This is a genomic window from Parafrankia discariae (assembly GCF_000373365.1).
In the GTDB taxonomy this organism is placed as follows: Bacteria; Actinomycetota; Actinomycetes; order Frankiales; family Frankiaceae; genus Parafrankia; species Parafrankia discariae.
In genome coordinates, this window is record NZ_KB891208.1 from 208,640 (window position 1) to 220,579 (window position 11,940).

Annotated in this window: 11 protein-coding genes; 8 read left to right on the top strand and 3 right to left on the bottom strand. The window is 72.3% G+C overall.

All coding sequences use genetic code 11. From position 1 onward, the window contains the following. Window positions 1-1,309: 1,309 nt before the first annotated feature. The gene (locus B056_RS0112340; RefSeq protein WP_018502173.1) at window positions 1,310-1,828 is read right to left on the bottom strand and encodes a DUF6542 domain-containing protein; all 519 of its coding nucleotides are present in this window, start codon (window positions 1,826-1,828) and stop codon (window positions 1,310-1,312) included. A gap of 525 nt (window positions 1,829-2,353) precedes the next feature. Between B056_RS0112340 and ychF the strand changes: the two genes are divergently transcribed. Continuing rightward, window positions 2,354-3,430: a redox-regulated ATPase YchF gene (gene ychF, locus B056_RS0112345; protein ID WP_018502174.1), complete on the top strand. Its 1,077-nt coding sequence runs from the start codon at window positions 2,354-2,356 to the stop codon at window positions 3,428-3,430. Here the strand turns inward: ychF and B056_RS0112350 are convergent. Next, entirely contained in the window at window positions 3,427-4,605 is a 1,179-nt protein-coding gene (locus tag B056_RS0112350) for a heparan-alpha-glucosaminide N-acetyltransferase domain-containing protein (RefSeq protein WP_018502175.1), read from the bottom strand. The two genes, ychF and B056_RS0112350, sit on opposite strands and share 4 nt — an antisense overlap. Before the next feature lie 105 nt (window positions 4,606-4,710). Between B056_RS0112350 and B056_RS0112355 the strand changes: the two genes are divergently transcribed. Beyond that, window positions 4,711-5,055 carry a DUF952 domain-containing protein gene (locus B056_RS0112355; protein ID WP_018502176.1) on the top strand — a complete coding sequence of 115 codons (345 nt, stop codon included), beginning with the start codon at window positions 4,711-4,713 and terminating at the stop codon, window positions 5,053-5,055. A gap of 27 nt (window positions 5,056-5,082) precedes the next feature. On the opposite strand, the gene B056_RS0112360 is transcribed toward B056_RS0112355, so the two are convergent. Next, complete coding sequence (locus tag B056_RS0112360; protein WP_018502177.1) at window positions 5,083-5,382, bottom strand: 4a-hydroxytetrahydrobiopterin dehydratase; 300 nt, start codon at window positions 5,380-5,382, stop codon at window positions 5,083-5,085. A gap of 160 nt (window positions 5,383-5,542) precedes the next feature. On the opposite strand from B056_RS0112360, the gene B056_RS0112365 reads away from it, so the two are divergent. The 6 genes from B056_RS0112365 to B056_RS0112390 all read left to right on the top strand — a co-directional run bounded on the left by B056_RS0112365 (window position 5,543) and on the right by B056_RS0112390 (window position 11,894). Next, entirely contained in the window at window positions 5,543-6,001 is a 459-nt protein-coding gene (locus B056_RS0112365; RefSeq protein ID WP_026239616.1) for a (deoxy)nucleoside triphosphate pyrophosphohydrolase, read from the top strand. Between the two features lie 192 nt (window positions 6,002-6,193). Beyond that, on the top strand, window positions 6,194-8,035 hold the full coding sequence (typA, locus tag B056_RS0112370; RefSeq protein ID WP_026239617.1) for a translational GTPase TypA: 1,842 nt from the start codon (window positions 6,194-6,196) through the stop codon (window positions 8,033-8,035). A 131-nt stretch (window positions 8,036-8,166) separates the two neighbouring features. Next, window positions 8,167-9,081 carry an N-acetyl-1-D-myo-inositol-2-amino-2-deoxy-alpha-D-glucopyranoside deacetylase gene (gene mshB, locus B056_RS0112375; RefSeq protein WP_026239618.1) on the top strand — a complete coding sequence of 305 codons (915 nt, stop codon included), beginning with the start codon at window positions 8,167-8,169 and terminating at the stop codon, window positions 9,079-9,081. Window positions 9,082-9,234: 153 nt separating this feature from the next. Continuing rightward, complete coding sequence (locus B056_RS0112380) at window positions 9,235-10,320, top strand: S1C family serine protease (protein ID WP_018502181.1); 1,086 nt, start codon at window positions 9,235-9,237, stop codon at window positions 10,318-10,320. Between the two features lie 85 nt (window positions 10,321-10,405). Next, window positions 10,406-11,026, top strand: a complete 621-nt coding sequence (locus tag B056_RS0112385; RefSeq protein ID WP_230202961.1) for a DUF6113 family protein — start codon at window positions 10,406-10,408, stop codon at window positions 11,024-11,026. A 136-nt stretch (window positions 11,027-11,162) separates the two neighbouring features. Further along, window positions 11,163-11,894 carry a flavin reductase family protein gene (locus tag B056_RS0112390; protein WP_018502183.1) on the top strand — a complete coding sequence of 244 codons (732 nt, stop codon included), beginning with the start codon at window positions 11,163-11,165 and terminating at the stop codon, window positions 11,892-11,894. Window positions 11,895-11,940: the final 46 nt, after the last annotated feature.

Here is an 11,940-nt window from a genome sequence, read left to right on the forward strand (position 1 = left end):
CGACGGGATCTCTGGATCATGCGACGGTGGCGCGCGAAGACTGCGGGTGTCACCGTCGATCTCCGCGGCGCGTGGCCGGGGGGATCGGCGGCGACGTCGTAGCGCAGGATCGGCACCGGCCGCGGCCGGTTGACCGCGGCGTTGCGACCGCGGGCCCGGCCGGCTGACGCCGAACGAGCCGTGGTGCCGGCGCCTTCGTTGCTTTCCTTGCACGTCGCGGTGATGGCGGATTTCGGGGAAGACACTTTTCGCCCCTCCAGCGGTCCCCGGGCCGCCCGCTTGGCTCGGGTCGGCTCATATCGCGGAATGTAACCGGTTGGCGTCCAGCGGAATCTAGCATGAGTGATTGCTGCGTGTAGCAGTGCCATTACGGTCAGGCGATGCGTATCAAGAGGTGAGCTGAAATCGAACGGTGAACGGCACGTCATCGGTGAGTGGCCGCGCTTCCGTTCGGCACCTGCGGGCGACGGTGTTCCTGCGTCTTGCTGAAGAAATTTAGATCATCTGTATTCGAGACTTCCGAATACTGCATTGCCTGCGCGGCGATCGAACGGCGACCTCGATGTCGCTGTCCCGCGTCGCGGCAGGCGGTGATCAGGGCGACCGCCTGGCCGGGCGACGGCCGCCATGGCCGCTGCCTGCCTGAACTGCCGGAGCTACCTGAATGGCCGGAGCTGCCGGAGCTGCCGGAGCTGCGGAACGGTCGGGATCGGCCGTGGCCCGGTCGACGTCCTCCGGATGGACGTCGCTACGGCGGTGGCGCACCCGAACGACCGGTGCGGCGACGCACCCGGGTGAACCGGGGGCAGTCGCATTCGCCGCAGTCACTGCCCGGTCGGTAATGCCGGTGCGAATCCCGCGGATGGCCACACCGGCACCTCCGCCACCAGGGGCGACGAGTGCGTCCCTGGTAATCCGGCGTGTTGGGCACGTCGTGACAGTACTGCACGGATCCGCCGGTCCGGATGTTGCGGTGGTGACGTTCGGGTGCCCATCAGTGGGGGATCACCGCGCTGACCTCAGCAAAGCCCAGGCGTGCTAACCCGTGAAGAATGCGGGTGAACGGCTTGAATGGCGCCTTGGTGTGTCGGCCGGGGGGACCTGCCCCCGCGAAGGGGTTGTCGGTGTGACCGCGGGTAGCCGCCGGCCCGCTCGCGGCACCGCCCGGTGGTGGCACCGCTCGGAGGGCGGTATCGCCCGGCGGTGGTACCGGCGATCCGCGGCCCACGGTCGCCGCGGTGGCGGGTTCTACCGGAGCCGGGCTCTATCGGAACGGGGCTCTACCCGAGCGGGTACTACCGGGTGGGGGCTACTGGGGCCGGCGCCGACGGGCCGCGGCCGACTGGGCGAGCGAGCGCTGCCGCTCGCGCCGCGCGACCTGCGCCCGGCGCCCGCGCACGGCCGAGATCAGCGCCACCAGGACGACCGCCACGAGCAGCACGGGAGCGTGCAGGATCATCTCGGAGCCGATGTCGATCGCGCGGTTGCGCAGCCCGGTGCTTCCGTCGCCGGCCGCGGGGTTCAGGAAGCCGGCCACCACCGTGATCACGGCGTACGCCAGCGGCGGCATGATCACGACACCGATCAGGTCGTCAACATGGACCCGGATGGCGGCCAGCACGCAGGCGGCCACAAACAGGACACCGAAGACGTAGCCGAGATTGTCGAACAGGAGCGAGTCGACGACGGCGCCGATTCCGCCGACCACCACGGCTACCAGCCCCGCGCCGAGCGCGGTCAGGCCCCGGCGCGTCCCGGTGACGACGGTGGGCGGCGGCGGTGATCCGGACCGCGTGCGCGGACCGGGCGGGTACGAATCATCCGGCACTCGGGTACGCCCGGACCTTCCCGGCGGTCCGGCGGGCTGCCGGTGAGGCGGCGTACTCACCCAGGCAACGTACCGTCCCAACTTTGCGGCTGCGTCAGGGCGATAGGTCAGAGAAGTGAGCACGTCTTGGTAGCTGCACTTTCGGCATTCCGTTATGCACGATGAGCTACCGATCGGTATGACACGCCGCCATCGGACGGATCGGGACGGGGTCGTCCACGGTCGCCGATCGGACGCCGACGGACGGCCCGGCGACCTGGAAGTTCAGCGTGGAGCGGGGATCGCGCCCCGCCCGGACCGGCCGCGGGCCGTGGCGACGGCCGCGCGCCGCCGCCGGTACCGGCCGGGTTGGGCACGGTGGCGATTACTCTGCCCACGAATGATCCGATGGTGGCATCGCGGCCGCGCGGGCGGCCGGTGGGGGCGTCGCAATGGTGCCGCATGGTGCCGCGCGGGCGGCGGTGGCCGTCGCGACCGGACCTCCGAGATCGGGGCCGGGGGCGATCACCCGTAGACTCCTCGGTCATGGGTCTGTCGATAGGCATCGTCGGGCTGCCCAACGTCGGCAAGTCCACGCTTTTCAATGCCCTGACCCGTAACGAGGTCCTGGCGGCGAACTATCCGTTCGCGACGATCGAGCCCAACGTGGGCGTCGTCGGCGTGCCGGATCCGCGGCTCGCGAAGCTCGGCGAGATGTTCTCCAGCGCGCGGGTCGTCCCCGCGACGGTGAGCTTCGTCGACATCGCCGGCCTGGTCAGAGGCGCGTCGGAGGGCCAGGGCCTGGGCAACCGCTTCCTCGCGAACATCCGCGAGTCGGACGCTATCTGTCAGGTCGTGCGGGTCTTCTCGGATCCCGACGTGGTCCACGTCGAGGGAACCGTCGACCCGTCCGCGGACATCGAGACCATCAACACCGAGCTGGTCCTCGCCGACCTCCAGACCATCGGCGCCCGCCTGCCCAAACTGGAGAAGGAAGCCCGCCTCGACCGGTCGAAGCAGTCCCTGCTCGCCGCGATGAAGGCGGCGCACGAGGTGCTCGACGCCGGGCGGCCGCTGTCCAGCGAGCCGTCGATCGACCGCACGGAGCTGCGCGAGCTGTTCCTGCTCACCGCCAAGCCGTTCCTCTACGTCTTCAACGTCGACGAGGACGTCCTGGCCGACCCGGGACGGCACAAGGAGCTCGCCGAGCTGGTGGCCCCCGCCGACGCGGTGATCCTGTGCGCGAAGGTCGAGGCCGAGCTGATCGAGCTTCCCGAGGCGGACGCGGCCGAGCTGCTGGCCTCCCTCGGCCAGGAGGAGAGCGGGCTGGCGCAGCTCGCCCGGATCGGCTTCCACACGCTCGGGCTGCAGACCTACCTGACCGCGGGTCCCAAGGAGTCCCGGGCCTGGACCATCCCGGCCGGAGCGACCGCCCCCGAGGCGGCCGGCGTGATTCACAGCGACTTCCAGCGGGGCTTCATCAAGGCCGAGATCGTCTCCTACGACGACCTGATGGCCGCGGGCTCCATGGCCGCGGCCCGCGCCGCCGGCCGGGTCCGCATGGAGGGCAAGGACTACGTCATGTCCGACGGCGACATCGTCGACTTCCGCTTCAACGTCTAACCTGACGCCGCCGTACGGCCAGGCGCTGTCGGGCCCTGGACGAGCCGGGCCGCCCGGGGGAGCACCGAGACGGCGGCCTCGGCCGGGCCGCGCCGGCCGGTCGCCCGCCAGAGCGTCGCGGCCGTGAGCGCGACGAGGACCTGGAGCAGATACGACCTGGTCGGATCGGTCGGGAGCACGCCGGTGGCCATCACCACCACATGCAGCGAGTAGCAGGTGAGCGTCATCGCGCCGACGGCCGCGAGCGGCCGGACCAGCGGGACCCGGGCCACCAGCAGGGCGAGGCCGAGCAGTGCCAGCGCCGTCCCGATGGTGTGCGCGAGGTCGAACGGGGTCGTCGAGTGCGGCGTGTCGACAGCCAGCCACCAGGCGCTGTCGGTGGGCGTCGCGCCGTACAGGCCGGAGTCGATGAACCAGCCCTGCGGCAGTGAGCCCACCCCCGGAACCTCGGCCGGGTTGGCGAGCTCGGCGCGCCCGCCGAGCGGCTCCAGCAGCAGCCAGGACGCGGCGAGTGCCGTGAGAGCGAGGGCCAGGCCGCCGACGAGCAGCCGGGTGGCCACCTGGCGTGAGCGCAGGTCCGCGTGGGCCACGGCCATTCCGACGCAGAGGTAGCCCAGCCAGGCGAGCGCGGGGTACACCCCGGTGATCGCCAGCTTCGAGAGCAGGTGGCCCGGCTCGGCCAGCGCGGCGAACGTGGGCGACGACAGGTCCGACTCGGGCAGGTCGTCGCGGACGAACTGGCTGACGACGGGTACCGCGAAGACCGCCAGGACGGCGACCGTCACCAGCACCGGCACGGACGCCCGCAGCAGCGGCAGCGCCAGGATGAACAGCAGCGCGTAGTAGACCAGGATCACGGCGATCCCGGAGTCGGCGTAGGCGAGGCCCAGGCCGAGCGCCCCGATGCCGAGCGCGCGCAGGAACACCGCGAGCCGGGCCTGGGCAGCGTTCTGCCGCCGGGTGGACAACACCAGAGCCACGCCGGCGAGTACGGCGAACGCGGCGGCGGCCCGCCCCGCGGCCAGGGTGAAGGCGGGGGACACCGCCGGGTCGTCCGACGCCGTGTCGGTGAAGGCGGGGTAGACGTGGGTCGCCACCATGCCGAGCAGCGCCACGCCACGAGCGATGTCGACCCCGGTTATCCGTCCGGTTCCCGCAGGGTTCGCGCCGTCCATACGTCCAGGGTCGCAGCATTCCGCCCGCGGGCGAACGCGACGGGCGGTTAGGGTTCGGCCTGTCGGGTCCGGCGGCGAGCACCGACAGGACGGGAGACAACGGCGATGATCTGCCACCTGGTGAGCCAGGCCGACTGGAGCGCCGGGCCGGACGGCTACCGGCCCCCGAGCCTCGACACCGAGGGGTTCATCCATTTCTCCACGCCGGAGCAGCTGCTCGAGACGGCCAACCTCTACTACCGCGGCCGGAGTGATCTTCTTTTGCTCGTCGTCGACCCGGACCGGCTCACCGCGCCACTGCGCTGGGAGCCCGCGGCCGGCCCGGCGGACCGCGGCGGCGCGCTGTTCCCCCACCTGTACGGAACGATCGACCCGGCCGCGGTGCGCGCCGTCGCCCCGTTCCCACCGGCACCGGACGGATCCTTCACGGCGATGCCCACCCTGTGGTGATCGCCGGAGGTCGGCTGCCGCGCGGGCTCAGAAGGCGATGCCGGCGGACCGCAGGATGGCTGAGATCTTGCGGGCGAGCTCGACGTCCAGCTCGGTCACGCCGCCGGCGGAGTGCGTCCAGACCGTGAAAATCGTGGTCCCCGGGCCGTGCTCCACGACCGGGTGATGGTCCATCGCGTTGGCCTCGCGCATCACCTCGTCGACGACGGCCGTCGACTCGTCGCCGTCGACGAGGATCTCGAGCCGGATCCGGTCGGCGTCGCCGATCCACCCGGGAAGCGCCTCCAGCGCGGTGGATACGGCGCTGTTGTCCAGCCGTGTCGGCATTCCCGACTCCTTCCCATCCGTGATCGGTGATCGGATCTGTGATCCGGGCCGGGCGCGGACCCCAGCCCTCCCCGCCCCCGCGCCGGATGCTGTCACCCAGCGCCGAGATCCGCCACCCTCCGCACACCCCCCATGCTTCTCGCGACAGGGAGCTACGGAGATGGGGATCACTGTGGGAATGGGGAGCGAGGCGGCGGTGGGGGAAGAGGGGCGGCTCGTGGTGGCTGTCGCGTTGATCGACCGTGATCGGAGGGTGCTCACCGCGCGGCGGGTCTCGCCGCCGGCGCTCGCGGGGATGTGGGAGTTTCCAGGCGGCAAGGTCGAGCCGGGCGAGGACGAGCTCACGGCGCTGCGCCGGGAGTGTCGCGAGGAACTGGACGTGGAGATCGAGGTCGGGCGCCTGTTCGGGGAGATCGCGCTGCCCCGCCCGGGGTGGCGGATGCGGTTGTGGCTTGGGCGCGTCGCCGCGGGTGAGCCGGTCGCCGCCGAGCATGACGCCCTGCGTTGGCTGGGTGTGGGCGAGCTCGACGACGTCCCGTGGCTGCCGGCGGACACCCCGCTGGTCGACGCCCTGCGGGTGGAGCTGGCCGAACCGACGGCGGGCCCGGTGGGGCCGTGATGGTCCGCCGCGCGTTGCTCGCCGCCGTGAGTCCGTACCATGGAGTTGGACCGCGGCGGGGCAGACGTCGTTTCCCCGGCCGGGTACCGCCCTCCGGGGCGCTGCCGAAGATCGCGGTCCCTCATCCGACGAACCGTTTCGGGGTCCTAGGGTAGTGCCCTGAAGCCCCATGTTGCCCCGGAGCTCATCACCGTGCCCGTACGCGCCGATCTTCGTAATGTCGCGATCATTGCCCATGTCGACCACGGCAAAACGACTCTTGTTGACGCGATGCTCCGGCAGTCCGGGGCGTTCGGTGAGCGTGGTGAGGCCACCGACCGGGTGATGGACTCGATGGACCTCGAACGCGAGAAGGGGATCACCATTCTCGCGAAGAACACCGCCGTACGTTTCGGTGACGTCACCATTAACATCATCGATACTCCCGGCCACGCCGATTTCGGCGGCGAGGTGGAACGCGGCCTCGCGATGGTCGACGGCGTCCTGCTGCTGGTGGACGCCAGCGAGGGCCCGCTGCCGCAGACCCGGTTCGTGCTGCGCAAGGCGCTCGCCGCCCGGCTGCCCGTCGTGCTCGTCATCAACAAGGTCGACCGGTCCGACGCCCGGATCAGCGAGGTCGTCGACGAGGCCTACGAGCTCTTCCTCGACCTCGACGCGGACGAGGACCAGATCGACTTCCCGATCGTCTACTGCAACGCCAAGGCGGGCCGGGCGTCCACGACCCGCCCGGAGAACGGCACGAGCCCCGACTCGCCGGACCTCAAGCCGCTGTTCGACCTGCTGCTGGAGGCGATCCCGGCGCCGTCCCACACCGAGGGCGCGCCGCTGCAGGCGCTGGTGACGAACCTGGACGCCTCGCCCTACCTCGGCCGGCTCGCGCTGTGCCGGGTGCACAACGGGACGATCAGTCGCGGCCAGACCGTCGCCCTGTGCCGGGTGGACGGCAGCCAGCAGCGGGTGAAGATCACCGAGATGCTGATGACCGAGGCCCTGGAGCGGGTCCCGGCCGAGCAGGCCGGCCCCGGCGACATCATCGCCGTCGCGGGCATCCCCGACATCATGATCGGCGAGACCCTCGCGGACGCCGAGGACCCGCACGCACTCCCGGTGATCACGGTGGACGAGCCGTCGATCAGCATGACGATCGGCGTGAACACCTCGCCGCTGGCCGGCAGGTCCGGCAAGAAGCTGACCGCGCGCCTGCTGAAGAACCGGCTGGACGCCGAGCTCGTCGGCAACGTCTCGATCCGGGTGCTGCCCACCGAGCGGCCGGACACCTGGGAGGTCCAGGGCCGTGGTGAGCTGGCGCTGGCCATCCTGGTCGAGCTGATGCGCCGCGAGGAGTTCGAGCTGACGGTCGGCAAGCCCCAGGTGGTGACCAGGGAGATCGACGGGAAGGTGCACGAGCCCGTCGAGCGGCTGACCATCGACGCCCCGGAGGACTACCTCGGGGTGCTCACCCAGCTGTTGGCGCTGCGCAAGGGCCGCCTGGAGCAGATGGTGAACCACGGGACCGGCTGGATCCGGCTGGAGTACCTCGTCCCGGCCCGCGGGCTCATCGGGTTCCGGACGGAGTTCCTCACCGAGACCCGCGGCACCGGGCTGCTGCACCACGTCTTCGACCGGTACGAGCCCTGGTTCGGCGAGCTGCGCACCCGGGCGACCGGCTCGATGGTCGCGGACCGGTCGGGGGTGGCGACCGCCTACGCCCTGTTCAACCTGCAGGACCGCGGGACGATGTTCGTCGCGCCGACCACCGAGCTCTACGAGGGCATGATCGTCGGTGAGAACTCCCGGGCGGACGACATGGACGTCAACCCGACCAAGGAGAAGAAGCTCACCAACATGCGGTCCTCGACCGGCGACGAGCTGGTGCGGCTCACCCCGCACCGCCAGCTCTCGCTGGAGCAGGCGCTGGAGTTCTGCCGCGAGGACGAGTGCGTCGAGGTGACCCCGGCGACGGTGCGGCTGCGCAAGGTGGCGCTGGCCGCCTCCGAGCGCGAGAAGCTGCGCTCCCGCCGCCGCACCGGCTGACACCTGGCTCGCGCGGGCCGGAACCCGGTCCGGGCTGACACCCGGTCCGGGCTGACACCCGGTCCGCGCGGGGCCGGCACCCCGGCCCGCGCCGGCGGAAGCGCTGGTCGGAGTACGCATAGGGTCGTCGGGTGACGCAATCAGCCGAAACGGCGCCGCCGCGCCGTGTGCTCTTCGTGCATGCCCACCCGGACGACGAGGTCATCTCGACCGGTGTGACCATGGCGTCCTACGCGGCCCGGCCCGACACGCAGGTGACCCTCGTCACCTGCACGCTGGGTGAGGTCGGTGAGGTACTGGTCCCCGAGCTGATCAATCTCAGGTCGGATCTCGGCGACCAGCTCGGGGGGTACCGGATCGGTGAGCTCGACCGGTCCTGCGCCGAGCTCGGCGTCACCGACCACCGCTTCCTCGGCGGCGCCGGCCGGTGGCGGGACAGCGGCATGATCGACACCCCGGCCAACGACGATCCGCGCTGCCTGTGGCGCGCGGACCTGACCGAGGCGTCGGCGGCCCTGGTCCAGGTGGTGCGGGAGGTCCGTCCGCAGGTTCTCGTCACCTACGACGCGAACGGCGCCTACGGCCACCCGGATCACATCCGGGCCCACGAGGTGTCCGTCCGGGCCTTCGCCGACGCCGCGAATCCCGACTTCGCGCCGGAGGCCGGCCCGCCGTGGCAGATCTCGAAGTTCTACGAGACGGCCATGCCCAGGTCGTCCGTCCAGGCGGGTATCGAGTACTTCCGGGCGGCCGGGGGCGAGAGCCCGTTCGGCTCCGCCGAGTCCGCGGACGACGTCCCGCTGTCGATTCCCGACGAGCTGATCACCACCGTGATCCAGGCGGACGACTATCTGCCCGCGAAGATGGCGGCGATGCGCGCGCACCGCACCCAGATGGCGGTGGACGGCTTCTTCTTCGCGCTCGCCGACGGCATCGGGAAACTGGCCTGGGCCGCCGAGCACTTCGTGCTGACCCGGGGTGAGCGCGGCCCGGCGCCGGAACCCGGCGCCCGCGAGACCGACCTGTTCGCCGGCCTGCCCCACTGACCCACACCCTGCCCGCCTCGCTCCGTCTCGCTTCACCCCGGCGCGGTGGCGGGCGGTGGCGGCGGTTATGCCGACGGCGGACGTCGCGGCGGCAGGATCCGTCCCCCGCTTGCGTTGATTGCAGTGCAACACTGTAATCGCGAGGAGGATCGGATGGACGCAGGCGCCACCGCCAACCCGAGCAACCCGGCGAACCAGGGCAGCCCAGGCGACCCGGTCGCCGAGGACCGGGCCACACTCCCCGACGAGATCGGACCGCCCGGTGATCCCGGTGATCCCGGTGATCCCGGTGCGGCGGCGCTGGACGCCTACTCCCAGGTGGTGACCCGGGTGGCCGAGCGGGTCGGGCCGAGCGTGGGCAGCCTGCGGGTGCGCACCTCGCGCGGCGCCGGAGCCGGTTCCGCGGTGCTGTTCACCGAGGACGGGTTCCTGCTCACCTCCGCGCACGTCGTGGAGGGACGTCCGGGCGCCGGCCGGGCGGGCGAGCCGGTCGGCACGGTGGAGTTCGTCGACGGGACCGAACGTGCCGTGGACCTGGTGGGAGCCGACCCGCTCTCGGACCTCGCCGTGCTGCGGGCCCGCGGCTCCACCCCGCCCCCGGCTGAGCTCGGCGACGCGGCGACACTGCGGGTCGGCCAGCTCGTCGTCGCCGTCGGGAACCCACTGGGGCTCACCGGGAGCGTCACCGCCGGTGTGGTCAGCGCGCTGAACCGTTCGCTGCCGACGCGCTCCGGTTCGGCCGTGCGGGTCGTCGACGAGGTCATCCAGACCGACGCCGCGCTGAACCCGGGAAACTCCGGCGGGGCACTGGTCACCGCCGACGGCCGAGTGGTCGGGGTGAACACCGCCGTCGCCGGCGTCGGGCTCGGCTTGGCCGTGCCGGTGAACGCCACCACCAGGCGCATCCTCGCGGCACTGATCCGGGACGGCCGGGTCCGCCGCGCCTACCTCGGCGTCGCCGGCGCCCGGGTCCCGCTCCCGCCGGCCCTGGCCGAACGGACGGGGCAACGCCACGGCGTGCGCCTCGCGGAGGTGGTGCAGGGTAGCCCGGCCGGGCAGGCCGGCCTGTTCACCGACGATCTCGTCCTGTCGATCGGCGGGACGGCCGTCGCCGGCCCGGGAGACCTCCAGCGGCTGCTGACTGAGGACACCATCGGACAACCTGTCGAAATGACGGTCTGGCGCCGCGGCGCCCTGGTGGACGTGGTCGCCGTGCCCCGGGAACTCGTCACCCCGTGAGGCGCTGACCCGAGGCGGCCGGTGGCCGAGATCGGCGGTCCGGCCTCGGCGCGTGATCGGGTGGTCCATGGCCTACTGTCGGGGAATGCCCCGTCCGACTCCTGGCCACGGTTCCGACGCGAGCGGTGATCCCGCCGCGTCGACGGCCTCGACGGCCTCGACGCCTTCGAAGGAGCCCGCCAGGTCGACTGTGCGCCTGCGGGGGCAGGCCACCCCGGGCGCCGTCACCGGCCGGGCCACCCCGGCCGCCGTTGGCCGGGTCATGCCGGCCGCCGCGGTGCCGGCACCTCCGGCGGAGCCCGGTCGTGCCTTCCTCGGTGTCTCGTACGTGTTCGGCGTCGTGGCCGGGCTCGCGCTCGGGGTGTACGGCGTCGTCCTGGTGCCCGCCGGCCCGCGGCCGGGCGGGACACTGATCTCGATCGGCCTGCTGCTGGCACTGTTCGGTAACACCGGGGTGCCGTTCCTGGTCCGCTGGCTGACCGGCACCCGGCTCGGGGCGATGATCCCGCTCGTCGGCTGGATCCCCGCCGTCCTGCTGCTCGCCTCGTCGCGGACCGAGGGCGACCTGCTGCTGAAGGCGACGGCGACGGGCTACCTCTTCCTGGGGATCGGGGTGTTCGCGCCGGTGGTCGTGGCCGTGTTCGGGCAGGCGCGGCGCGGCCTGACGGCGCTGCCCGCGCGTCCCCCGACGGTGCCCCCCCGCTGAGGGCGGCCCGCCTGGAGCGTCCGGGCGGCCGGCCAGGTCACGGCGGTGCCGAGGGCCCTGCCCGGGTTGTGCCGATGGTCACCGGAGTGACCCGACGGGTCGGTGCGGCCACTTCCACCGCTGTAGCGTTGCCGCCGTGGCCAGCCCCGCGCGCCAGCCCCTGCCCGAACCCGTTCCGCCGGAGCCGGTCCGTGCGCAGCCGTGCCCGGCCGCGCTCCGTCCCGAGCCCGACCGCCCCACCGCCGGCCCCCTGGACGGATCGGCGCCTCCGGACGGCCTGGTGCCTCCGGACGGCCTGGTGGTGCCCGACGCCGCGACGTTCCGCCGGGTGGTCGGCCGGTTCGCGACCGGGGTGACCGTCCTGACCACGGTGGTGGGCGGGCGCCAGCTCGCGATGACGGCGAACTCCTTCGTCTCGGTCTCCCTCGACCCGTTGCTCGTGCTTGTCAGCGTGCGCCAGGACGCCCGGTTCCACGGCCCGCTCCTGGAAGCCGGGGTGTGGGGGGTCTCGATCCTCGCCGCCGACATGGATCAGGCGTCCCGCGACTTCGCCCGCCGCGGCGGCGATCAGCCCGCCGACGGCCGGGTGATCGGCGACAGGCCCAGGGGCGACCAGCCGCCCGGCGCGGCCGGGGGAGAGCTGCTGGGCTGGCGGTACTCGCTCGGCGCGCGGACCGGGGTCGCCCTGCTGGAGGGCGCGCTCGCGGTCCTGGAGTGCCGGACCGTCGCGACACATCCAGGCGGCGATCACACGCTGGTGATCGGCGAGGCGGTCGCGCTCGAGGAGCGGCGACCGGACGTCGCACCGCTGATCTTCTACGCGGGCTCGTACCTCGCGACCTCCCCCACCCAGCCGCCGGCCGGCTGATCGCGCGGGGTACGGGCGAAGCGAGTTGCCGTAGCCGCTCCCCGTG

Bases quoted from the DNA above. Each gene is read 5' to 3' on its own strand.
- ychF (WP_018502174.1), top strand. From the start codon at position 2,354: ATGGGTCTGTCGATAGGCATCGTCGGGCTGCCCAACGTCGGCAAGTCC.
- B056_RS0112350 (WP_018502175.1), bottom strand. From the start codon at position 4,605: ATGGACGGCGCGAACCCTGCGGGAACCGGACGGATAACCGGGGTCGAC.
- B056_RS0112355 (WP_018502176.1), top strand. From the start codon at position 4,711: ATGATCTGCCACCTGGTGAGCCAGGCCGACTGGAGCGCCGGGCCGGAC.
- B056_RS0112360 (WP_018502177.1), bottom strand. From the start codon at position 5,382: ATGCCGACACGGCTGGACAACAGCGCCGTATCCACCGCGCTGGAGGCG.
- B056_RS0112365 (WP_026239616.1), top strand. From the start codon at position 5,543: ATGGGGATCACTGTGGGAATGGGGAGCGAGGCGGCGGTGGGGGAAGAG.
- B056_RS0112380 (WP_018502181.1), top strand. From the start codon at position 9,235: ATGGACGCAGGCGCCACCGCCAACCCGAGCAACCCGGCGAACCAGGGC.
- B056_RS0112385 (WP_230202961.1), top strand. From the start codon at position 10,406: ATGCCCCGTCCGACTCCTGGCCACGGTTCCGACGCGAGCGGTGATCCC.